We start from the raw sequence: 21,001 nt of genomic DNA, 5'->3' as shown, positions 1-21,001 counted from the left end.
AGGCCCTCCGCCCCGCCCGGGCTCAGGCGTTCTTGTCGACCGGCTCGGCAGGCTTGGGATCGGCGGCGGTTTCACCGGCGGGCTTGGCTTCGTGACGCGGTGCCTCGATTCGGGCGGACGGTTCCGTGCCCGTTTTCCCGTCGTCGTCGTTCAGCCCCTTCTTGAAGCTGCTGACGCCCTTGCCGAAATCGCCCATCATTTCGGAAATGCGGCCGCGCCCGAACAGGACGAGGATCACGATTGCAACGATGATAATCTGCCAGATGCCAATTTGTCCCATGGGACGTCTCCGAATATGAATGTGGCCCCGATATAGAGGTTTGCGGACGCGCGCGCCAGTCAGGCTTCGCTATCGGCCTGCTCGCTTGTCGGCGTATCCTCGTTCTCGCTATCTTCGCCGGTGAGTGCATCATAGGCGTCGTCGACCGGATCGAGCAGGCCGGATGCGCGCAATTCGTCGATCCCAGGCAGGTCCCGGCGGCTCGCCAGGCCGAAATGCGCAAGGAAGTCGGGCGTCGTCGCGTAGATGACCGGCCTGCCGGGCACTTCGCGCCGCCCGGCAACCCGGACCCAGCCCGCTTCCATCAGGACATCCAGCGTACCCTTGGCCGTCTGGACGCCGCGAATGGCCTCGATCTCGGCCCGGCTGACAGGCTCGTGATAGGCGACGATGGCGAGCACTTCCGTCCCCGCCCGGCTCAACCGGCGAACCTGCTCCTTCTCCCGCCGCAGGATATGGGCGAGGTCGGGTGCGGTCTGGAAATGCCAGCGTTTCCCCCGCTCGACCAGCCGGATGCCGCGCGCATCGTAATGCTTCGCAAGCCGCTGCAGCGCTTCGCGCACATCTGCCGGCGGCGCATCGCCAAGATGTGTCGCCAGGGCGTCCGCCGTCATCGGTTCCTCGGCGGCGAACAGCGTGGCCTCCACCGCCCGCTCGAGTTCGCCGGGGCCGCTCACGCCTTCGCTCGCCTCAGCCGGAGCGTGCCGAAGATCTCGTCCTGTGCCAGTTCGGCCTTGCCCAGCCGGGCAAGTTCCAGCGCAGCGACGAAGCTGGACGCCATGGCAGACTTGCGGAGACGCGGTTCGGCATGGGGCGGCAGGAACTCTTCCAGCGCCATCCAGTCCAGCGTCACCCCGAGCATGGCCTGGACCCTGTCGAGCGCGCTGTCGAGCGTCATGACCGGGCGCTCGCGCACCATGTGGACGGCGGGCGCCGTTCGCGCCTTCACCCGGCCATAGGCCTGCACGACATCGAACCAGTCGCATTTCCAGGCCGTCTTTCGATCGATCCGCAGCCCTTCGGGGGCGGGACGCGTGAAGACGTCGCGGCCCAGCCGGTCGCGCGCCATCAGCCGGGCTGCGGCTTCCCGCATCGCGCCCAGCCGCTGGAGCCGTAATTGCAGCCGCAGGGCGAGTTCTTCCGGACTGGGATCTTCCTGCTCTTCCTTGGGCAGGAGCATCGCGGATTTGAGATAAGCGAGCCACGCCGCCATCACGAGGTAATCCGCCGCCAGTTCCAGCTTCAGCGCCTCTGCTTGGTCGATATATTCGAGATACTGGTCGACCAGCGAGAGGATGGAAATCTGCCGCAAATCCACCTTTTGCCGCCGCGCAAGGTCCAGCAGCAGGTCGAGCGGGCCCTCCCAGCCATCCAGCGCAAGATAGAGCGCCCCCTCGTCGGTCGTCCCCGGCGCGGCGATGCCCCGCCATTCATTGCCGCTGCTTCCCGTATCGGGCTTGCCGAGGATGAGCGCCTCTTCCGTCAAGCAGCCATTCCGCTTTCGATCCCCGCCGCCGCGAGCAACGCCTCGCGCTTCGCAAGCAGGGCTGCGCGATCCGCGTCTTCCGCCGGCTGTGCCATGGCATCGTGCACCGCTTCGAGCCGGGCGAGGCTTTTGCCGGAAAGGGGCGGACAGGTCTCGGCGATGGCGACCATGTCGTCCATCTTGGCCCAGCAATTGAGCGATATGTCGCAGCCGGCCTCCAGCGCGATGCGCGAGCGTTCGGCAATCGATCCGGTGAGCGCCTGCATGTCGATGTCGTCTGTCAGCAGCAGGCCGCCAAAACCGATCTCGCCGCGGATGATGTCCGCGAGGACCGTGGGCGACTGCGTTGCCGGGTTATCGGCATCCCAAGCGGTGAAGACGATATGTGCGCTCATCCCCAGCGGCGCATCGGACAGCGCACGGAACGGCGCGATATCCGTTTCCAGTTCTGCTGCAGAAGCGTCTACCACGGGCATTTCCTTGTGGCTGTCGCAGGTCGCGCGGCCATGCCCGGGCATATGCTTCAGGCAGCCCACGACGCCGCCCCGCTGCATCCCTTCCAGCATGGCGCGGCCCAGCGCTGCGACCTGGACCGGATCACTGCCCAGGGCGCGGTCCCCGATGACATTGTCCGTTTCCGGGCGGCGAACGTCGAGCGGGGCATGGTAGTCGACCGTGATACCGGCTTCCGCGAGTTCGAGCGCCATCGCCTGTGCATTGACGCGGACCGCCTCGATCGCGGAGGCGGGCGCGATGTCGTAGAGCGCCGCGAAAACCTCCCCCGCCGGATAGCGCGTCCATTCCGGCGGCTTCATCCGCGCAACGCGCCCGCCTTCCTGGTCGATGGAAATCACCAGGTGGTCGCGCCCGTGAATGGAGCGCAGGTCGTCTGTCAGCCGTCGAAGCTGTTGCCGGTCGACGCAATTGCGCCCGAACAGGATGTAACCCGCAGGATCGGCATCGCGGAAAAAGTCGCGTTCGCCGGGGAGCAGTTCGGGGCCGGAGAGGCCGAAGATCGCAGGGGTTTTCATCGCGTCGAAAATCGCAAGAAAGCCCGCTCACCGCAAGGGTGCGCGGGCTTTCCCGTGTGGATAGGCTTCAGCATGGCGGCCACCGCGGTTTCATCAGCATCTGTCCGTATGACCATGAACCGCCTTATGGCTTGACCTGGCAGGCCACCCCGTCCGCTTTCAGCGCCGTGCAAAGGCGGTTGGCCGCTGCCATGTCGCCCGGCGTCGCCTGCAGGCGGAAGACCGTGCCGATATCGGCCGTGCCTTCTACGATGCGATAGCGCACGCCCGACAGGGCATCGGTCTGGCGGCCAAGCTGCTGCCAGCCCGCCTCCGCCGCCGACCGCGTCGAATAGGCGCCGACCTGAACACCGGGGCCCGATGCCGAACCGGACGAGGCAGTGCCCGCCGAACCGCTATTGTCGTTGCCGCCAGAGGCATTGGCACTGGAACCGGTATCGCCTGCGATGGGTGCATTCACGCTCGGGCGCGCTGCTCCCTCGCCTTCGCCGCTGGTGCTGCCTTCTGCCAGGCGTCCCTCGCGGGTCTGACCTTCGCCGACTGCCGGAGCGACATCGCCCGTGCCGGGGAATTCACGGCCGCCCGCATCGTCCGGCCGGCGCTTGTAATCGCCTTCCGGTGCCTCGATCGTGCTGCCATCGGCAACGAGTTCCGAATCGGGCCCGCGGTTGGTCAGGAACCAGATGCCGCCGACCAGCAGGCCGAGCGCCAGGAGGCCCAGCAGGACAAAACCCACGAGGCGCCCGGTATCGACGCCCTCTTCCTCGGCATAATCGCTCGATTCCAGCCACGGCAGAGCTTCGTCGTCGCCGTCCAGGTTCAGGCGATCATCGTCCGCGTCGTCTTCGATGACGCCCTTTTCGGCCAGGCCGTCGGTTTCATCGTCGGCACCGGTCCAGTCGGCATTGTCGTCACGCATCGCCTCGTTGGCGGTGGTGTATTCTTCTTCGCCAGAGTCCTTGTCGCCCCCGAACATCGTCACATCTCCTCGACTGCCTCCACCCCCAGCAGGGAGAGGCCATTGCGGGTTACCTGCCCGATCGCATCGACGAGGAAAAGCCTCGCCGCGGTCAGCTGTTCGTCCTGTGCCACGATGACGCGCTTTGCCGGGTCTTCGTTGCCGCCATGCCAATAGGCATGGAAGGCCGCGGCGAGGTCATAGAGGAAGAAAGCCACCCGGTGCGGTTCGCGCGCCGCGGCCGCTGCCTCCACAATGCGGGGGAACTGCGCAGCCTGTCGCACCAGCGTCCATTCCGGCTCGCCCAGCCGGTCGAGAGCATCGCCCGAAGGCGTTACCCCGTCGGCCGCAGCCTTGCGCAGGGTCGAGCTGATGCGGGCATGGGCGTACTGGACATAGAAGACGGGGTTGTCCTTGCTCGCCTCCACCACCTTGGCGAAATCGAACTCCATCTGGGCATCGGCCTTGCGGCTGAGCATGGTGAAGCGCACCACGTCCTTGCCGACCTCTTCCACCATGTCGGCGATGGTGACGAAATTGCCCGACCGCTTCGACATCTTCAGCGGTTCGCCATCGCGCATCAGGTGGACCATCTGCACCAGCTTCACGTCGAACGGGATCGTCCGGTCCTGGCCTTGGGACAGCGCGGCGACGGCGGCCTTGATACGCTTGACCGTGCCCGCATGGTCCGCGCCCCAGATATCGATCAGGGCGTCGCTCTTCTCCGCCTTCTGCATGTGGTAGGCGAGATCGGCACCGAAATAGGTCCACTTGCCGTCCGCCTTGCGGATCGGGCGGTCCTGGTCGTCTCCGAACCTGGTGGAGCGGAACAGCGGCAGTTCGACAGGCTCCCACCCCTCGGGCGGCTCCTTGCCCTTGGGCGGCTCCAGGATGCCGTCATAGACGAGATCGTGCTGGCGCAGCCACGCTTCCGCCTCGTCCGGCTTGCCTGCTGCCTGCAAGGCGGCTTCGGATGCGAAGACGTCATGCTCGATACCCAGCAACGCGAGGTCCGACCGGATGACATCCATCATCCGCTCGACCGCGAACGCCTTGAAGATTTCGAGCCAGTCGCCTTCGGGCGCGTCGCGGTAGCGGTCGCCGAATTCTTCTGCCGCCGCTGCGCCGACGGATTTCAGATAGTCGCCCGGGTAATAGCCTTCGGGGATTTCGCCGACATCCTCGCCCAGCGCCTCGCGATAACGGATATGCGCCGACCGAGCGAGCGTATCGACCTGACTGCCGGCATCGTTGACGTAATATTCTCGCGTGACCTCGTGCCCGGCGAAGGCGAGCAGCGTCGCCAGCGCGTCGCCGACCACCGCGCCTCGCGCATGGCCCATATGCATTGGGCCCGTCGGGTTGGCAGAGACGTATTCGACATTGACCGACTGGCCCTGCCCTCGAGCAGAACGCCCGTAATCGGCACCAAGCCCGGCCATCGCGGACAATTCGCCCCGCCACGCATTCTCGTCCAGCCGCAGGTTGATGAAGCCGGGCCCGGCGATGCTCGCCTCGACGATATCCGCGTCGCGCCCCAGATGCTCGACGATTTTTTCCGCCAGCGCGCGCGGATTGGTCTTCGCCTGCTTTGCCAGCACCATCGCGGCATTGGTCGCCAGGTCGCCATGCGAGGGATCGCGCGGCGGTTCTACCGTGACATTGCCGCGCGGCGTTTCGGGCGGCAGCGCGCCTTCCATTTCCAGCGCATTGAGGACGGCATCCACCTTCGCTGCAAAGGCGGCGTGAATCGTGGTCGTTTGTGCAAGCGTATCAGACATGAGCGCGCGCCTAGCCTATCGCCGGCCGGTCGCAAAGATGTTCCCGGCAGCGACCTTCACGCCTCGCATGCAGCCATGCCGGCTGCTGGCCTCAGCGCGTGGCGTTGTAGGCCAGCTGCGATTCGCTCAGCTGGAAGCCGACCAGCAATTCGAAGGTCGCGCGGTTCAGGGCCTGACGCACCTCGGGATCGGATAGCGGGTCGATCGCTGCGTCGGGGTCTCCGGGCTTGCGCTTGCGGGTGATGCGCTCGCGCACGTCTTCGGGAAGCGTTGCGGCGGCCCGGTCTACATAGGCGGCGGCCTGACCGGTCGCCATCGCGCGTTCCTGCCCGTCGGCGAAGGTCAGGGTGACCGTGCCCACGCGCTTGCTCACGACAGACGAACCGCCACGCAGGACGGTCGAGAAATAGGGTAGTTCAACAGTGCGCGCGCCGCGAACGTCGCTGCGGCGGGCAACCACGTTGAAGCTGGCGGCGGTGTAGATACGGCCTGCATCTTCCGCGCAGGTGCTCTCGACGTCGGTCATGGCGGCGGTGATGTCGAGATTGCTTGCCAGCTGCGAAGATGCGTCGCGGAACGTCGTGATGTCGCCGGTATAATCGGGAATGCCGACCGCCGGACAGGCAGAGCGCACGGCGGTGATGCCGACGCCTTCGCTGAGGACGAGTTCGCCTTCACGGCTGCACCCGGCAAGGGCGAAAACGGCGAGAGTGGCCAAGGAAAGCTGGCGACGTGAAAGCATGGCGGATCGGGTCCTTCGCTCTGGACGGGCAAATTCGAATGCTGCGGCCCTAGCGAGGGCGCGGACAAAGCGCTAGAGGCGGTGGCATGAATGCCCCCTTGCCGATCCACAACAGCGATTCCCTTTCCGCGGCGAATGGCGCCGGAACGCAGGAGAAGCCCGGCCTCGTCCTGCTGATCGCGGCCCCGCGCGGTTTTTGCGCCGGCGTCGACCGCGCGATCGAGATCGTGGAACGCGCGCTCGAGAAATACGGCAAGCCGGTCTATGTCCGGCACGAAATCGTTCACAACCGCTATGTCGTCGACGGGCTGAAGGCGAAGGGCGCCATTTTCGTCGAGGAACTGGACGAAGTGCCCACCGATGCACCGGTTGTGTTCAGCGCGCACGGCGTGCCGAAATCGGTCCCGGCAGAGGCGGAACGGCGCAACATGGTTTATGTCGATGCGACCTGCCCCCTGGTCAGCAAGGTTCACCGCCAGGCGGAGCGCCAGATCGAAAAAGGGCAGTACATCGTCTTCGTCGGCCATGAGGGCCATCCGGAGGTCATCGGCACGATGGGCCAGGTCGACCCCGACCAGATGACGCTGGTCGAAACGGTGGAAGACGTCGCGAAACTGGATTTCGCGGACGAAACGCCGCTTTCCTTCCTGACCCAGACGACGCTTTCGGTGGACGACACGGCCGATATCATCGCCGCGCTGAAAGACCGTTTCCCGCATATCGTCGGACCCAAGGCGGAAGACATTTGCTACGCCACCTCCAACCGGCAGGCCTCGGTGAAGGAAATCGCACCAGGCAGCGACCTCGTGCTGGTCATCGGCGCGCCCAACAGCTCCAATTCGGTGCGCCTCGTCGAAGTGGCGGAGCGTTGCGGGACCGATGCGAAACTGATCCAGCGGGCGGACGATATCAACCCTGCCTGGCTGGAAGGCGTCGGAACGCTGGGGCTAACTGCCGGGGCTTCCGCCCCTGAAAAGCTCGTACGCGAAGTTGTCGACAAGCTGGCCGAATGGCGCACCGTGGAAGAGCACACTCTGGTCGCGGCAGAGGAAAAGATGGTCTTCAAGCTGCCTCGCCAGCTGACCGAGTAATCCTGCGGGCATGGCGGTCTACACGCATCTTTCCGCCGAAGACTTGTCGGACCTGATCGGCCAGTACGATGTCGGCGAACTCGTCTCGGCGAAAGGGATTGCCGAGGGCGTATCCAACAGCAACTGGCTGATCGAGACGACCGGCGGCGAAGCCGGCTCACGCTTCATCCTGACCATGTATGAAAGGCATATCGATCTTGCCGACCTGCCCTTCTTCCTCGACCTTCTGGACCATCTGGCGGCGCGCGGATGCCCCGTCCCCCGAACGATTCACGACCGCAGCGGCGCGGCATCGCGCAAGATCGGCGGCAAGACGGTCGCGCTTATCGAGTTCCTGCCCGGCCTCTCGGTCGACGCCCCGACCCCGGCACAGGCGCGTTCTGCCGGCGAGGCACTGGCCGGGATGCATCTCGCATCGCGCGATTACGCGGGACGCCGCGCCAACACGCTTGGTCCGGCAGGCGTCGCGGCCCTATTCGATTCCTGCGAAGGGCGGCTGGGGGAGATCGACCCTGCCCTGCCCGCCCTCGTTGCGGATCATGTGCCGAAGGTGGCGGGAAATTGGCCCGATACCCTGCCGCAGGGCATCGCGCATACCGACCTGTTTCCCGACAACGTCCTGGTCGAAGGCGACCGCGTCAATGCGATGATCGACTTCTATTTCGCCTGTCACGAAACGCTGGCTTACGACCTTGCGACCACGCATCTCGCCTGGTCGTTCGAGCGCGGGACGGGACAGTTTCGCCCCGATGTCGGGCGCGCGCTGGTCGAGGGATACGAGACCGTGCGCCCCCTGTCGGACGAGGAACGCGCCGCCCTGCCCTTCCTCGCCAAGGCAGCCGCCCTTCGTTTCATTGCGACACGAAGCTATGATTGGCTCTTCACACCCGCCGATGCGCTGGTAACGCGCAAGGACCCGATGGAATTCGTCCAGCGGCTGCTATTCTACGACGAGGCGGGGCCGAAAGCCTTCGCCTGACGAACGGACCCTGCCACAACGCGTCTGCCATGAAACACGTCGAGATCTTCACCGATGGCGCCTGCAAGGGCAATCCCGGCCCCGGCGGCTGGGGCGCACTGCTGCGCATGGGACAGCACGAGAAGGAACTGAGCGGCGGCGAGGCGGATACGACCAATAACCGCATGGAAATGACCGCGGTGATCCGCGCGCTCGAAGCGCTGATCGAACCGTGCAGCGTGACGCTCTATTCCGACAGCAAATACGTGCTCGACGGGATTACCAAATGGGTCCACGGCTGGAAGAAGCGCGGCTGGGTCAATGCCAGCAAGAAACCGGTTCGCAATGCCGACCTGTGGCACGAACTGATCGAGGTATCGGACCGCCACCAGATCGAATGGAACTGGGTGAAAGGCCATGCGGGCCATCCAGAAAACGAAAGGGTCGACTCCCTCGCGTCCGAGGCAGCCGACCAGATCGCACGGGGCGGCTAGCGCCCGAACACCGCTTTATCAGGAATTGTCGACCGTCTCGGCCCCCGGACCGTTCTTCTGGATCGAGGCAATCGCCTTCTTCGCGCTGTCCTTCGACGAATAGCCCTGCGTCGAGAACATCACTTCGCTGTTATAGCTGAAACGCGCGCGAAACTCGCCGGCCTTGTCCTTGTAGATCTCGAAATGGTGGGCCATTCGTCGTCCTTCCGTGAGTATCATTTGATGGGGTTCACACCCTTAGCATTGCAGGATGCGGAATCTACCCGCCGGGAACATCTCTTGGTACCTCGCGAAAACGGCCCGGTAGATAGGCCGCCGGGTCTATTCCGAAATCGCCCTCCTCGGGTGCAGCGCCGGTGACGAGCCGCGCCGCCATGCGCGCGGCGGCCGGCGCGGTCTGGATGCCGAAGCCGCCCTGGCCCGCACACCAGAAAAAGCCTTCGCAGTCGGGGTCGTATCCATAGACGGGCAACCGGTCTGGCGCGAAACTGCGCAAGCCCGCCCAACGCCGTTCCACCCGGTCTACCGGCCAGTCGACGACGTTTTCGAACCGGTCGATCGCCTCGGCTACGGCCATCTCGTCTGCCGCAACATCGCCGGGACGGTCCGCTACTTCGTCATGCGGGCTGAGCCAGAGCCGCCCGTTTTCCGGCTTGAAATAGAACGTCCCGCCGATGTCGAGGACCAGCGGGAGGTCCGGTGGAGGCACTCTGCCCAGCGCGAGCTGCACAACCGTCCGGCGATAGGGCGTAATGCCGAGCGGCGCGGCCCCTGCCAGGCGGGCGATCTCGTCCGCCCAGGCTCCGGCAGCGTTGACCAGCAGCGCGGCTTCGAAGCTCCGTCCGTCGGCGCAAGTGATCTGCCACGCGCCTGCGGTTCGCCGACAGGAGACGACACGCGCCCGGCAGGACAGCGAGGCGCCCGCCCGGGCCGCCTGCCCCAGATAATGCTGGTGGAGCCCGGCAACATCGATATCGGAGCATTCCGGTTCGTAAACGGCACCCTGCCATTCCGGACGCAGCCCCGGGACGTGCGCTTCCATCACCTGCCGCCCCACCTTCTCCAGCTTCGCCCCGGTATCGGCATAGGTCGCCATGAAGCTATCGAGTGTACCCATGGCATCGCCGCGCACCATGTGCAGCGCGCCCCGGCGGTGAAGGAATCCCATGTCGCACAGGCTGTCGCCGGATGCGAGCGACAGCGGCACGATGCCGGGGCCTCCATAGGTCTCCGACCAGAACGCGGCCGATCGGCCCGTCGTGTGATAGCCCGGCTGGTCTTCCGCCTCGAGCAGGACGATCCCCTCGCCCGATCCGGTTTGCGCGGCCAGTTCGGCGGCCAGGCTGGCACCTGCAATCCCGGCGCCGATCACAGCGATATCGTAAGCAGCCATTGCGCGCGCCAATCCGCTCAGGACGGAGGGGCGACCCGGTCCAGGAAGCGCGCAATGGCGGTCATCGCGCGGTCCCGGACGGCATCGACTTCGCGCAGTATCTCGTGATGCGCTTCGTCACCGAAGGCTGCCAGCTCGCCCTTGGGCAAGTGGCGCACGGCGTGACCGACCGCGTTCCACGACACCAGCTTGTCGTTGCTCGTCGCGACGATCAGGGTGGGCACGTCGATCTTCTCCAGCGTGTCGGAGCGCCCCAGCCAGCGCATGGAGGCAATGGCGCGTTCGACCCAGCCCCAGCTACCGGGACCCATCCTGAGGCCAGGGCGGTTCTCGCGCCACCACAGTTCGTCGGCGTAGCGTTCCGCGTCATGGGTCAGCAGGGCGTGGCGCGCGGCGGCAGGCTCGCCCGGTTTTTCGCTCCACTTCCATGCCGGTCGCATCGGGTCGCCGACCCGGTTCATCAGTTTCGCCGCGGCATGGGTGATGCCGATCGGGATGAAACTGTCGCTGAAGCCCAGCATCGGCGCGACCAGGACCAGCGCGTGGGGCCTGGTCCGGCCCTCTGCAACCGAACGCAGGACCAGGTGACCACCCATGGAGTGACCCGCCAGCACGTGCGGGCCGGGCGTCTCCGCTGTCCAGCGCGACCACAGATCGGCAAGGTCGCGGGTCCAGATGGCGAAGTCGGAAATATGGCCGGTCACGTCGTCTGTGCCCAGGCGTCCGGATTCGCCCTGCCCGCGCCAGTCGGCAGCCGTGACCCGCCAGCCGCCGCAGTGCCATTCGTCCAGCGTTTCCAAGTATTTCTCGTAGTGGTCCCCGCGCCCGGGCAGGAACAGGATCGATCCGCGCGCCGCGCCGTCCGACCCGGCCTCACCGCCCGGCCAGTCTATCCGGCGAATGGGGTGGCCATCGCTCGCTTCCCACCGGCTTTCGCTCGCCGCTGCGGGGATTGCGCGCCTGTCGAACGGTGCGGTCGCGGTGTCGCCTGAATGGATAATGCCTTGCCTCCTCCGTTGGTTACTTTTTGGTAAGCGATGATCTGTAGCACCCGTTTCCGACTGGGAATTCGGGGGCATTTCGAATGCACGACTACATCCAATACGGACTGCTGGTGGCGCTTGCAATCGCGCTGGTGACTGCGGCGCTGACCGACATAAGGCGGCGCCAGATCGACAACTGGCTCAACCTCGGCATCGCCCTTGGCGCGCCGCTGTTCTGGTGGGCCAGTGGCGCGAGCCTGTGGCCGGACGTTGCCATGCAGGTCGGCATTGCCTTCCTCGCCTTCGCAATCCTTGCCACGATGTTCGCCTTCGGCCTGATGGGTGGCGGCGACGTAAAGCTGCTGACGGCGCTGGCGCTGTGGATCCAGCCCATGCTGTTCCTGCAATTGCTGTTCGTCATGGCGGTGTCCGGAGGCATCCTGTGCATCGTGCTGGGCGGTTGGCACATCATCCGCCGCCAGAAGGACAGGCTGGCCATACCCTACGGCGTGGCCATCGCCATTGGCGGACTGTGGGTCCTGGGTACCCATCACCTGCCGCAGGCGGGCGCATCCATCGGTCTGTGACCGCGGGGAATTTCACCGATTTATCGGCACGCAGCAATCGAGGTGAACCCGATTTTAACCAATCGCTGCGTATCGACGACAACCATAGCAAACCCGGACATCTTCCGGGTGCGACATAGGGGGCTTTGACAGCCATGGACCGGAAGAAGCTTGTACTGCTGCTTGCAGCTTTGATCATCGCCGTCGGCACGGCTCTGGCCGCACGCAGCCTGTTTGCGGATGCGGCTGCACCGCAGGTCGAGGCTGCCGCGCCCGTACCCCAGGGCCCCAAGGTCCTGGTGGCCCAGCGCGCCCTGCCGACCGGCACCATCATCACGGCGGACGCCATCGGTTTCCAGCAATGGCCCGAAGAGCTCGTTCAGCAAGCCTATTTCATCGAGGGCGAATCCGACATCTCCAAGCTGCTCGGCACGGTCGTTCGTCACCCTGTCACTGCAGGCGAGCCTGTCACGCAGGGTTCGCTCGTGGCACCCGGCGACCGCGGCTTCCTTGCCGCAGCGCTCGGCCCGGGCATGCGGGCCATCACGGTTCCCGTGTCGGCCAAGACCGGCGTTGGCGGCTTCGTCTTCCCGGGCGACCGCGTCGACCTGATGCTGACCCAGGCTGTCGAGGGCGGCGATGATGGCGGTGCCCTGCGCGCCACGGAAACCATCCTGCGCAACCTGCGCGTGCTGGCAACCGACCAGTCGACTACGCAGGAAACGAACGAAGCGGGCCGCACAGTCGTCCGTGCCTTCCGCACGGTTACCCTGGAGGTAACGCCGAAGATCGCGGAAAAGGTCGCCGTTGCGCAAACCATCGGCACGCTCAGCCTTTCGCTTCGTTCGATCGCCGATAACCAGGCGGAACTGGAACGCGCTATTGCGTCGGGCGACGTGACCATTCCGGAGAACATCAGCCCCGAAGAAGAAGAAAAGCTGCTGCGCGAAGCAATGGGCCGTCCGAGCGAAGGCGCCACCACTTACCAGACCGGCGGCGACGTATCGCGTTTCCAGCGGTCCACCATGCCGCGCCGCAAAACGGAATCCGCACCGCAGACTGTGGTCACTGTAGAAAGTCCGTCTGCCGGGAACGGGGCGGTCGCCTCCGCCCCTTCAAAGCCGGAGGGACCTGTCGTCCGGGTCACTCGCGGCAAGGCCACCACCGAAGTCGAAGTGAGCAAGTGACATGACGTCCCGCTTTACCCTCCCCGCATCTCCTCCTGCTCGCCAGACACGAAAAGGCACGATCATGAAACGGCCAGAACCACGTAAGGCAATCGCTTCACTGCTCCTCGCAGGGCTCGCAATAGCGCCCCTGACGACCATTGCCCCGACCGAGGCGCAGGCACAGGGCGTAACCCGTCCGTCGCAAGACATCGCCCTGTCCATCGGGCGCGGCGAGTTGATCACCGTTCCCGGCAACATGGCCGATGTCTTCATCGCCAATGACTCCATCGCCGATGTACAGATCAAATCGCGCAACCAGCTATACCTTTTCGGGAAAGCTGGCGGTGAGACCACGGTATATGCCAGCAATGCCGCCGGCGATATAATCTGGTCCGCCAACGTGGCGGTCGGTTCCAATATCGGTAGTATTTCGCAGATGCTGGATCTGGCCATGCCGGATGCCCAGATTGCCAGTTCGACACTCGGCAACAACACCGTGCTGCTCACGGGCACGGTCGCTGCGCCGGAAGATGCCGCGGAAGCCGAACGGCTGGTATCGGCGTTTGTCGGACAGGGCACCAATGTCATCAGCCGGCTTCGCATGGCCACTCCGCTGCAGGTCAACCTGCAAGTTCGGTTTGCCGAAGTGAGCCGGTCCCTGGTCCGTGACATCGGGGCAAACCTGATTTCCGCAGACAGCACGGACGGCTTCCAGTTCGGTGTCACCACCGGGCGCGGCGCATTCCCGCAGTACAACCCCGGTGCCCCGGCGGGTACCGGCGTCAATGGCGGTTCGGAAGGTGTCACGGTCATCGATGGCACGGGCCAGGGCGCGACGATTGCCGGGCTCGGCCGCCTGCTCGGCCTCGACCTTGCCGGCACGCTCGACCTTGCCGAGCGCAATGGCCTGGTGACCACGCTTTCGCAGCCGAACCTGACGGCACTGTCCGGCGAGACGGCCAATTTCCTGGCGGGCGGCGAATTTCCCATCCCGATCAGCCAGGGACTCGGCGCGACTTCCGTCGAATATCGCAAGTTCGGCGTAAGCCTCGCCTACACGCCCACCGTGCTGGCCAACGGCCGCATCTCCATGCGGGTTCGTCCGGAAGTGTCCGAACTTTCCTCGCAAGGTGCGGTCACGCTCAACGGCTTCCAGATACCTGCCCTGACCATCCGGCGCGCGGAAACGACGATCGAGCTGGGATCGGGGCAAAGCTTCATGATCGCTGGCCTGATGAGCAACAACGCGCAGAACACGCTCGACAAGGCACCGGGCGCCGGGGACATTCCGATCCTTGGCAACCTTTTCCGCAGCCGCAGCTTCCGCCGCGGTGAAACGGAGCTGGTCATCGTGGTCACGCCTTACCTGGTCGAACCGGTCAACCCGAACGAGATCAGGCTGCCGACCGACGGATACCGCGCGGCCAACGAGTTCCAGCAGATGATCGAATACCGCAACAATGACGGCGTCAGCGGCGCGGTACGTCCTGGCCCGACTGCGGTCGACCGGTCTGCTGGCAGCACTCCCGGCATTTCGCGCATCTCTCCGGAGACGGTTTTGCCCGCGCCGGGCAACAGCGCTCCGGAACAGGTTGCGAAGACCGGTTCCAAAACAAAGCGCAGCGAGAAGCCCGCCGTGGCCACTCCCGGCTTCAGCCTCAAGTGAGAGAGGATCCACCGATGACGAAATCCAAACGAATTTTCGCAGGCGCCGTGTCACTTACCCTCGGCCTGGCCCTCTCCGCCTGTGGCGGGATGCCGGAAAACCGGAGCCTTTACAGCACGAAGCAGCCGGTCGTCGAACGCACCAATTACGTCTTCGACGTCCGCAGCGGCGCATCCGGCCTGAATGCTGTCGAACAGCAGCGCTTGTCCGGCTGGTTCGAAACGATGGACCTTGGCTATGGCGACCGCGTCTCGATCGACGATCCGATGCGCAACCCCGCCACACGTGCCGCGGTCGCTGCACTGGCGGGGCGTCACGGGATGCTGATCAGCGACGGCGCTCCCGTAACCACCGGGGATGTCGGACCGGGCAATGCCCGCGTCGTCATCACCCGCTCCACCGCGAGCGTTCCGGGATGTCCCGATTGGTCGGTCACCACCGACATGAATTACACCAACGGACTGTCGCCAGGCTATGGTTGCGCTGCAAACAGCAATCTGGCCGCCATGGTCGCCAATCCGGAGGACCTCATCGAGGGTCAGCGCGGTAACGGCGAAACTGTCATCCGTACTTCGAACAAGGCAATCCAGGATTATTCCGAGCGTGCCCTGACGGGTGCGGGTGGGCTTCAGGGCAGCGGCCTTTCGACGGGAGGAGAATAACCATGAATGCTCCATGGAGCGCCGGCATGCCCGGCAATCGTGATCCCTTCGCCGCCTATATCTGCGACGATACCGCGCTCGACATCCTGCGCCCCGTCGTGATCGAGATGGGCTGGCAGCCGGAGAAGTGCAACAAGGGTGGCCTGCGCAATGCGGTCCAGTCCCTCAGCGTCTCGGCCAGCCCGAACATCCTGATGGTCGACCTGTCGGAAAGCGGCGATCCGCTGAACGATATCAACGCGCTGGCAGAGGTCTGCGAACCGGGGACGGTGGTCATCGCGGTGGGTCAGGTCAACGACGTTCGACTTTACCGCGACCTGCTGGCCAGCGGCATTCACGACTACCTGCTGAAACCGCTTTCGGCCGGACAGCTTCGTGATGCCCTGACACAGGCGCAGGCCGTTTTTGCGCAACCCAAGGCCAACGACGCGGATACCGTCAGGCGCCATATCTCGACCGCCGTGGTCGGAACGCGTGGCGGTGTCGGTTCGTCCACGCTGGCGACTTCGCTCGCCTGGCATTTCAGCGACGACATGAAGATGCCGACCGCCCTGCTGGACCTCGATGTCCATTTCGGGACCGGCGCACTTTCGCTCGACCTCGAACCGGGCCGTGGCCTGACCGACGCCATCGACAATCCCAGCCGTATCGATGGCTTGTTCATCGAACGCGCCATGATCCGCGCGAACGACAACCTGGCCATCCTGTCGGCAGAGGCACCGATCAACTCGCCGCTGATGACCGACGGCACGGCTTTCCTCCAGCTGGAGGAAGAGTTCCGCCAGGCATTCGAGATGACGGTCATCGACATGCCGCGAAACATGCTGATCAACTTCCCCAACCTGCTCGCCGACGTGAACGTCGTCGTGCTGGGGGCCGACATGACGCTGGCTTCGGCCCGCGACACGATCCGCATCCTTTCGTGGCTGAAGACCAATGCGCCGCACGCGCAGCCGCTGATCGTCGCCAACAAGGTCCAGTCCGGCATTGCCGAGATCAGCAAGACCGACTTTGAAGCCTCAATCGAGCGCAAGATCGACATCACCGTGCCCTATGACGCGAAAGCGGCGGCGAACGCTGCCAAGCTGGGCCAGGTGTTCGTCGATGCCAATCCGGCCAGCAAGGCGACCAGCGCGATCAAGCAGCTGGCCGACCGCGTCGTGGGGGCCAGCGCCGAAGAAGGCGAGGACGATGCCGCAGCCAAGAAATCGCTGCTCGGAAGCTTCGACATCAAGTCCCTGCTCAAGAAGAAGAGCAAGCAACCGAAGGAAAGCGTAGCGGCGGAATGACCGGATCGGACCGGCCGCGCTTCGCAGCCCTGCCGGTCCCGGTCCAGCCAAGCCTCGCCGAACCCCTGCGCATTTGAACGGAAGTACTGACCAATGAGCATATTCCAGCTCCTGCTATTCGCGATGGGCCTGATGGCCTTCCTCGTCGTGGGCTACATGGCTGTCTCAGGTCCGTCCGCCGGCAAGGAAAGCGCGCGGCGGCTGCAGGCCGTTCGGTTCCGCCATTCGGAAAGCACCGACACGAAGGTCGAAAGCCAGCTGAAAAAGGCCATCGCATCGCGCAAGCCGCGGGCACACAAGGTGGCCGGCTCCGGTTCGCGGCTCGAAGCGCTGGAAATCAGGCTGCAACGGACCGGCAAGGGCTGGACCGTCTCGCAGTATCTTTATTCCTCGCTTGGACTGTTTCTGGCAATCGCCGTTCTCGTCTATCTGCGATCAGGCGCGTTTGCCCTGTCGGCCGTTGTCGGTATCGTGGTCGGGCTGGGCCTGCCGCATATGGTCGTCAATTCATCCATCAAGAGGCGCACCACACAGTTCAACGTCAAGTTCGCGGACGCAATCGACCTGCTGGTCCGCGGCTTGCGTTCAGGGTTGCCAGTGACGGAGACGCTGGCCGTGGTGGCGCAGGAAATCCCCGGCCCCGTGGGCGTGGAATTCAAGGGTATTGTCGAGCGTATCAGGATCGGTCGCACGATGGAGGACTCGCTCCAGGAAACGGCCGACCGTCTTGGCATTCCGGAATTCAATTTCTTCTGCATCACCCTTGCGATTCAGCGGGAAACGGGCGGCAACCTCGCCGAAACGCTCAGCAATCTGGGCGATGTGCTGCGCAAACGGACGCAGATGAAGCTCAAGATCAAGGCCATGAGCTCTGAATCCAAGGCTTCCGCCTACATCGTGGGCTCGCTGCCCTTCATCGTGTTCGGCCTGATCTGGTGGATCAATCCCGAATACGTCGCAGGCTTCTTCTCCGAAGACCGCCTCATCGTCGCAGGTCTTGGCGGCCTGGTATGGATGTCCATCGGCGTGTTCATCATGGCCAAGATGGTCAGCTTCGAAATTTGACCGGGGAAGAAGAGAACCATGCTCGATAACCCACAAGGCCCCACGCTTCTCGGCGTCGATGTCCTGCTGGTCGGTACGATCCTTGCCGGCGTTGCAGCGCTGGCAGTAATGCTGGCGATATATGCCGCGGTGACTGTGAAGGATCCGATGAGCAAGCGGGTCAAGGCTCTGAACAGCCGTCGCGAGGAACTGAAGGCGGGTATCATCACCGCCTCCGGCAAGAAGCGCCAGAGCCTGGTCAAGAAGACCGAGACGACCGAGAAGGTCCGCGACACGCTCGACAGCTTCAAGGTCCTGCAGCAGAGCCAGGTCGACGACATCCGGCAGAAACTGGCCCATGCCGGTTACCGCAACCAGGAACTGGCCGTGGTGGTGATCGGCATTCGTGCCATCCTGCCGGTGGTCATCGGCATCATTGCCGCGATCATCATCTATGCAACCGACATGCTTCCCGCCGACTGGGGCTCTACGAAACGTCTGGGCGTGCTGGTCGGTGCCGTCGGGTTCGCCTACAAGGCGCCCGAGCTCTTCCTCAAGAACAAGGCGACCAAGCGTACCGACGCCATTCGCAAGGGCCTGCCCGACGCGCTCGACCTGCTGGTCATCTGTGCGGAGGCCGGTCTGACGGTCGATGCGTCATTCAACCGCGTAGCGAAGGAACTGGGCCGCGCCTATCCCGAACTGGGCGACGAATTCGCCCTGACCGCAATCGAGCTTTCCTTCCTCGGAGAGCGCAAGATGGCGTTCGACAACCTCGCTTACCGCGTGAACCTTGAATCGGTGAAGGGCGTGGTCACGACCATGGTCCAGACCGAGCGCTACGGTACTCCGCTGGCGTCGGCGCTGCGTGTCCTTTCGGCGGAATTCCGCAACGAGCGCATGATGCGCGCAGAGGAAAAGGCCGCGCGCCTTCCGGCCATCATGACCGTCCCGCTGATCCTGTTCATCCTGCCGACGCTGTTCATCGTCATTCTGGGCCCGGCGGCCTGTTCCATCGGCGACGCCTTTGCCGGTGACGGCCCCGCCGGCGGAGGGGGCTAGCAGGGATGGCCCGCGGCGCTGTGCAATCGGTGCGCCGCTTCGGCCGGGTCAATCCGATCCGATATGTTCGGCCTGCTGGCGCAACCGTGCCAGCAGGCCGCGCATCGTTTCGTATTCTTCTTCCGTGAAGCCTGCCAGCAACTGGCGTTCGATCTCGCGGGCAAGCGGCATGACCTCGTTGTAGATCCCCTCCCCTGCGCCGGTCAGCGCCAGTCGATGGGACCGCCCGTCATCGGGATGCGGCGTGCGCGAGACCAGCTCGCGCTTTTCCAGTACCTTGCACGCGCGGTTGACCGCCACCTTGTCCATCAGCGTGGCCGTCACGAGCTCGCGCTGGGTCAGCGGTTCGCCTTCACCCAGCATCGCCATGATGCGCCATTCGCCGATCGTCAGCCCGAACCGGCTGCGATAAAGATCGGCGATGCGCGCACTGACCGCGTTGGATGCGACCGAGAGACGGTAAGGCAGGAAATCCGCAAGCGTGCTGGTGCCGCTCTCGGTAGAGGGGTTGCCGGTTCCGGGCATGCGCAATCAGCCGAGCAGGCGACCGGCGACCGCGTCGAGGCGGACAACCAGGTTTGTATCGCGCCGCTCCGGCGAAGTAATCAGAGCATGCTCCATCGCGGTGTCCACCGCGCTAGCCTCACGCATCGCGGGGAGGCCCTGCAGCAGGGCGGCCAGCGTGGCACGCGCAAGGTCTGCATTCGCTGCCAGCGTCGCCATGATGTCGTGCGCTTCCACGCCGGCTTCGGTATCGCGCCAGCTGTCGTAATCGGTCACCATCCCCAGCATCGCGTATGGCAGTTCCGCCTCGCGAGCGAGGCGTGCCTCGGGCATGCCGGTCATGCCGATGACATCGCCGCCCCATGCGCGGTACATCCGGCTTTCCGCGCGGGTCGAGAATTGCGGTCCCTCGATCGCGACATAGGTTCCGCTGCGATGGACCGCGCCGCCTGCCGCCTCGACCGCGTCGGCTGCCAAGGCGGAAAGGCGGGCGCAGACGGGATCGGCCAGACCTGCATGGGCCACCAGCCCCTCGCCGAAGAAACTGGCGGGCCGTGAACAGGTCCGGTCGATGAACTGGTCGACAGCCACCATCTGTCCGGGCGCCATTTCCTCTCGCAACGATCCGATGGCACTGATGGCGAGCAGGTCGGTCACGCCGCAGCGTTTCAGCACGTCGATATTGGCGCGGTAGTTCACGCTGTCGGGCGACAATCGGTGGCCCGCACCGTGCCGGGCAAGGAACGTCACCCGCACATCGCCTCCGGCGGTCCTGGCGCGCCCCGTAGTGACGGGGCCCGACGGCGCACCGAAGGGGGAGGCGACTTCGATTTCCTGGCTGTCTTCCAGCGCGATGCCTTCGTACAGGCCGCTGCCGCCCAGTACCCCGATATGCCAGTCGCTCATCCTGCAATGCTCACTTGTATTCCGCTTCTTCCCACCAGGGATAGAAGTCCGGCATATCGCCGCTGACCGTGTCGGGATAGTCGGGCGGACGCTTTTCCAGGAAACTGGCGATGCCTTCCTTCGCATCGCTGCTACGGCTAAGCCGATAGATGCTGCGGCTGTCGATCCTGTGGGCGTCCATCGGATGGTCGGCGGTCGACAGGCGGTATAGCATCGCGCGGGTCATCGCGACCGATACGGCAGAGGTGTTGTCTGCGATCTCGCGCCCCAGTGCGCGAGCCGCGCCCATCAGCTCGCCTGCAGGGTGGAGGGAGCGGACGAAGCCCGCCTCCTTTGCTTCTGCCGCATCGAATATCCTTCCGGTAAAGCACCATTCCAGCGATTGCTGAATGCCGACGATCTTCGGAAGAAACCAGCTGGAGGCCGCTTCGGGCACGATGCCGCGCCGCGCGAAGACGAAGCCGAAACGCGCATTGTCCGCCGCCAGCCGGATATCCATCGCGCACTGCATCGTAGCGCCCACGCCCACCGCGACGCCGTTGCACGCGCTGATCAGGGGCTTCTTCGATTCGAACAGACGCAGGGTCAGCAGGCCCCCGCCATCGCGCACGCGCGGGTCGGACAGGTCATCGACCTGGTTCGGGTCGGAAAAGACGTGCCCGCCGCCTTCGGGCGTCAGGTCGGCCCCGGCGCAAAACGCCCGTTCGCCGGCGCCGGTGAAGATCACCACACGCACGCTGTCGTCGGCATCGGTATCGTCCAGCGCCGCCATGATTTCCGCACCCATCGAGCGGGTATAGGCGTTCATCTTTTCCGGCCGGTTCAGCGTGATGGTTGCGATGCCATCGGCCTTGTCCAGCGTGATCTGCGCAAAATCTGTCATCCGTCTCTCTCCCGAAATGAAAAGGGCGGCTCGATGGCCGCCCTTCCCCTAGC

General features: G+C 64.7%; 23 protein-coding genes. 10 read left to right on the top strand and 13 right to left on the bottom strand.

Annotated features, from left to right (window positions below; translation table 11 throughout):
* Nucleotides 1–22: 22 nt before the first annotated feature.
* The 7 genes from tatA to PF049_05415 all read right to left on the bottom strand — a co-directional run bounded on the left by tatA (nucleotide 23) and on the right by PF049_05415 (nucleotide 6,278).
* On the bottom strand, nucleotides 23–280 hold the full coding sequence (gene tatA / locus PF049_05445) for a twin-arginine translocase TatA/TatE family subunit (protein ID WBY17592.1): 258 nt from the start codon (nucleotides 278–280) through the stop codon (nucleotides 23–25).
* 59 nt (nucleotides 281–339) lie between these two features.
* On the bottom strand, nucleotides 340–957 hold the full coding sequence (gene scpB, locus PF049_05440) for an SMC-Scp complex subunit ScpB (protein WBY17591.1): 618 nt from the start codon (nucleotides 955–957) through the stop codon (nucleotides 340–342).
* Entirely contained in the window at nucleotides 954–1,766 is an 813-nt protein-coding gene (locus PF049_05435) for a ScpA family protein (protein WBY17590.1), read from the bottom strand. The genes scpB and PF049_05435 overlap by 4 nt, the downstream gene beginning before the upstream one ends.
* Nucleotides 1,763–2,797: a beta-N-acetylhexosaminidase gene (nagZ, locus tag PF049_05430; protein ID WBY17589.1), complete on the bottom strand. Its 1,035-nt coding sequence runs from the start codon at nucleotides 2,795–2,797 to the stop codon at nucleotides 1,763–1,765. The genes PF049_05435 and nagZ overlap by 4 nt, the downstream gene beginning before the upstream one ends.
* Nucleotides 2,798–2,921: 124 nt before the next feature.
* The gene (locus PF049_05425) at nucleotides 2,922–3,773 is read right to left on the bottom strand and encodes an SPOR domain-containing protein (GenBank protein ID WBY17588.1); all 852 of its coding nucleotides are present in this window, start codon (nucleotides 3,771–3,773) and stop codon (nucleotides 2,922–2,924) included.
* Between the two features lie 2 nt (nucleotides 3,774–3,775).
* Nucleotides 3,776–5,536 (bottom strand): arginine--tRNA ligase, encoded by a 1,761-nt coding sequence (gene argS / locus PF049_05420; protein WBY17587.1) that lies wholly within the window; start codon nucleotides 5,534–5,536, stop codon nucleotides 3,776–3,778.
* Nucleotides 5,537–5,627: 91 nt separating this feature from the next.
* A complete protein-coding gene (locus PF049_05415; protein WBY17586.1) occupies nucleotides 5,628–6,278 on the bottom strand; it encodes a hypothetical protein in 651 nt (216 codons plus the stop codon).
* 86 nt (nucleotides 6,279–6,364) lie between these two features.
* On the opposite strand from PF049_05415, the gene ispH reads away from it, so the two are divergent.
* The 3 genes from ispH to rnhA are packed head-to-tail and all read left to right on the top strand — an operon-like array spanning nucleotide 6,365 to nucleotide 8,821.
* Entirely contained in the window at nucleotides 6,365–7,369 is a 1,005-nt protein-coding gene (gene ispH, locus PF049_05410; GenBank protein WBY17585.1) for a 4-hydroxy-3-methylbut-2-enyl diphosphate reductase, read from the top strand.
* Between the two features lie 10 nt (nucleotides 7,370–7,379).
* The gene (thrB, locus tag PF049_05405) at nucleotides 7,380–8,348 is read left to right on the top strand and encodes a homoserine kinase (protein WBY17584.1); all 969 of its coding nucleotides are present in this window, start codon (nucleotides 7,380–7,382) and stop codon (nucleotides 8,346–8,348) included.
* Between the two features lie 29 nt (nucleotides 8,349–8,377).
* Complete coding sequence (rnhA, locus tag PF049_05400; protein WBY17583.1) at nucleotides 8,378–8,821, top strand: ribonuclease HI; 444 nt, start codon at nucleotides 8,378–8,380, stop codon at nucleotides 8,819–8,821.
* Nucleotides 8,822–8,839: 18 nt separating this feature from the next.
* On the opposite strand, the gene PF049_05395 is transcribed toward rnhA, so the two are convergent.
* From PF049_05395 to PF049_05385, 3 genes are all read right to left on the bottom strand, one after another.
* Nucleotides 8,840–9,016: a DUF1508 domain-containing protein gene (locus PF049_05395; protein ID WBY17582.1), complete on the bottom strand. Its 177-nt coding sequence runs from the start codon at nucleotides 9,014–9,016 to the stop codon at nucleotides 8,840–8,842.
* A gap of 64 nt (nucleotides 9,017–9,080) precedes the next feature.
* Nucleotides 9,081–10,214, bottom strand: coding sequence for an FAD-dependent oxidoreductase (locus tag PF049_05390; GenBank protein ID WBY17581.1), 1,134 nt, complete (start codon nucleotides 10,212–10,214; stop codon nucleotides 9,081–9,083).
* 17 nt (nucleotides 10,215–10,231) lie between these two features.
* On the bottom strand, nucleotides 10,232–11,293 hold the full coding sequence (locus PF049_05385) for an alpha/beta hydrolase (protein WBY17580.1): 1,062 nt from the start codon (nucleotides 11,291–11,293) through the stop codon (nucleotides 10,232–10,234).
* 5 nt (nucleotides 11,294–11,298) lie between these two features.
* Here PF049_05385 and PF049_05380 point away from each other — a divergent pair, with 5 nt between their 5' ends.
* The 7 genes from PF049_05380 (at nucleotide 11,299) to PF049_05350 (ending at nucleotide 18,655) form a co-directional block, all read left to right on the top strand.
* Entirely contained in the window at nucleotides 11,299–11,784 is a 486-nt protein-coding gene (locus PF049_05380) for a prepilin peptidase (GenBank protein ID WBY17579.1), read from the top strand.
* 134 nt (nucleotides 11,785–11,918) lie between these two features.
* Nucleotides 11,919–12,950, top strand: coding sequence for a Flp pilus assembly protein CpaB (cpaB, locus tag PF049_05375; protein ID WBY17578.1), 1,032 nt, complete (start codon nucleotides 11,919–11,921; stop codon nucleotides 12,948–12,950).
* A gap of 64 nt (nucleotides 12,951–13,014) precedes the next feature.
* Complete coding sequence (locus PF049_05370; protein WBY17577.1) at nucleotides 13,015–14,598, top strand: type II and III secretion system protein family protein; 1,584 nt, start codon at nucleotides 13,015–13,017, stop codon at nucleotides 14,596–14,598.
* Between the two features lie 14 nt (nucleotides 14,599–14,612).
* Nucleotides 14,613–15,260: a CpaD family pilus assembly lipoprotein gene (locus PF049_05365; GenBank protein WBY17576.1), complete on the top strand. Its 648-nt coding sequence runs from the start codon at nucleotides 14,613–14,615 to the stop codon at nucleotides 15,258–15,260.
* A gap of 2 nt (nucleotides 15,261–15,262) precedes the next feature.
* On the top strand, nucleotides 15,263–16,549 hold the full coding sequence (locus PF049_05360; GenBank protein ID WBY17575.1) for a pilus assembly protein CpaE: 1,287 nt from the start codon (nucleotides 15,263–15,265) through the stop codon (nucleotides 16,547–16,549).
* 93 nt (nucleotides 16,550–16,642) lie between these two features.
* Nucleotides 16,643–17,614, top strand: coding sequence for a type II secretion system F family protein (locus tag PF049_05355; protein WBY17574.1), 972 nt, complete (start codon nucleotides 16,643–16,645; stop codon nucleotides 17,612–17,614).
* An 18-nt stretch (nucleotides 17,615–17,632) separates the two neighbouring features.
* A complete protein-coding gene (locus PF049_05350) occupies nucleotides 17,633–18,655 on the top strand; it encodes a type II secretion system F family protein (GenBank protein ID WBY17573.1) in 1,023 nt (340 codons plus the stop codon).
* Nucleotides 18,656–18,703: 48 nt separating this feature from the next.
* Here PF049_05350 and PF049_05345 read toward each other — a convergent pair whose 3' ends face one another.
* From PF049_05345 to PF049_05335, 3 genes are read right to left on the bottom strand one after another with little or no spacing between them, the layout of a single operon-like run.
* Nucleotides 18,704–19,180: a MarR family transcriptional regulator gene (locus PF049_05345; protein WBY17572.1), complete on the bottom strand. Its 477-nt coding sequence runs from the start codon at nucleotides 19,178–19,180 to the stop codon at nucleotides 18,704–18,706.
* A gap of 6 nt (nucleotides 19,181–19,186) precedes the next feature.
* Complete coding sequence (locus PF049_05340; GenBank protein ID WBY17571.1) at nucleotides 19,187–20,065, bottom strand: S-methyl-5'-thioadenosine phosphorylase; 879 nt, start codon at nucleotides 20,063–20,065, stop codon at nucleotides 19,187–19,189.
* Nucleotides 20,066–20,075: 10 nt separating this feature from the next.
* Nucleotides 20,076–20,948, bottom strand: coding sequence for a crotonase/enoyl-CoA hydratase family protein (locus PF049_05335; protein ID WBY17570.1), 873 nt, complete (start codon nucleotides 20,946–20,948; stop codon nucleotides 20,076–20,078).
* Nucleotides 20,949–21,001: the final 53 nt, after the last annotated feature.

The organism is Erythrobacteraceae bacterium WH01K (genome assembly GCA_027941995.1).
GTDB lineage: Bacteria > Pseudomonadota > Alphaproteobacteria > Sphingomonadales > Sphingomonadaceae > CAJXSN01.
Note: the sequence above shows the minus strand (reverse complement) of the source record. Positions and strands in the feature narration are given on the sequence as shown.

What these genes read in the sequence shown, in the direction of transcription:
- PF049_05390 (WBY17581.1), bottom strand. Translation starts at nt 10,214, where the DNA reads ATGGCTGCTTACGATATCGCTGTGATCGGCGCCGGGATTGCAGGTGCC.
- ispH (WBY17585.1), top strand. Translation starts at nt 6,365, where the DNA reads ATGAATGCCCCCTTGCCGATCCACAACAGCGATTCCCTTTCCGCGGCG.
- PF049_05355 (WBY17574.1), top strand. Translation starts at nt 16,643, where the DNA reads ATGAGCATATTCCAGCTCCTGCTATTCGCGATGGGCCTGATGGCCTTC.
- PF049_05385 (WBY17580.1), bottom strand. Translation starts at nt 11,293, where the DNA reads ATGCCCCCGAATTCCCAGTCGGAAACGGGTGCTACAGATCATCGCTTA.
- cpaB (WBY17578.1), top strand. Translation starts at nt 11,919, where the DNA reads ATGGACCGGAAGAAGCTTGTACTGCTGCTTGCAGCTTTGATCATCGCC.
- PF049_05335 (WBY17570.1), bottom strand. Translation starts at nt 20,948, where the DNA reads ATGACAGATTTTGCGCAGATCACGCTGGACAAGGCCGATGGCATCGCA.
- argS (WBY17587.1), bottom strand. Translation starts at nt 5,536, where the DNA reads ATGTCTGATACGCTTGCACAAACGACCACGATTCACGCCGCCTTTGCA.
- PF049_05415 (WBY17586.1), bottom strand. Translation starts at nt 6,278, where the DNA reads ATGCTTTCACGTCGCCAGCTTTCCTTGGCCACTCTCGCCGTTTTCGCC.
- PF049_05345 (WBY17572.1), bottom strand. Translation starts at nt 19,180, where the DNA reads ATGCCCGGAACCGGCAACCCCTCTACCGAGAGCGGCACCAGCACGCTT.
- PF049_05425 (WBY17588.1), bottom strand. Translation starts at nt 3,773, where the DNA reads ATGTTCGGGGGCGACAAGGACTCTGGCGAAGAAGAATACACCACCGCC.
- nagZ (WBY17589.1), bottom strand. Translation starts at nt 2,797, where the DNA reads ATGAAAACCCCTGCGATCTTCGGCCTCTCCGGCCCCGAACTGCTCCCC.
- PF049_05365 (WBY17576.1), top strand. Translation starts at nt 14,613, where the DNA reads ATGACGAAATCCAAACGAATTTTCGCAGGCGCCGTGTCACTTACCCTC.
- PF049_05360 (WBY17575.1), top strand. Translation starts at nt 15,263, where the DNA reads ATGAATGCTCCATGGAGCGCCGGCATGCCCGGCAATCGTGATCCCTTC.
- PF049_05370 (WBY17577.1), top strand. Translation starts at nt 13,015, where the DNA reads ATGAAACGGCCAGAACCACGTAAGGCAATCGCTTCACTGCTCCTCGCA.
- PF049_05380 (WBY17579.1), top strand. Translation starts at nt 11,299, where the DNA reads ATGCACGACTACATCCAATACGGACTGCTGGTGGCGCTTGCAATCGCG.
- PF049_05350 (WBY17573.1), top strand. Translation starts at nt 17,633, where the DNA reads ATGCTCGATAACCCACAAGGCCCCACGCTTCTCGGCGTCGATGTCCTG.
- thrB (WBY17584.1), top strand. Translation starts at nt 7,380, where the DNA reads ATGGCGGTCTACACGCATCTTTCCGCCGAAGACTTGTCGGACCTGATC.
- rnhA (WBY17583.1), top strand. Translation starts at nt 8,378, where the DNA reads ATGAAACACGTCGAGATCTTCACCGATGGCGCCTGCAAGGGCAATCCC.
- tatA (WBY17592.1), bottom strand. Translation starts at nt 280, where the DNA reads ATGGGACAAATTGGCATCTGGCAGATTATCATCGTTGCAATCGTGATC.
- PF049_05395 (WBY17582.1), bottom strand. Translation starts at nt 9,016, where the DNA reads ATGGCCCACCATTTCGAGATCTACAAGGACAAGGCCGGCGAGTTTCGC.
- PF049_05340 (WBY17571.1), bottom strand. Translation starts at nt 20,065, where the DNA reads ATGAGCGACTGGCATATCGGGGTACTGGGCGGCAGCGGCCTGTACGAA.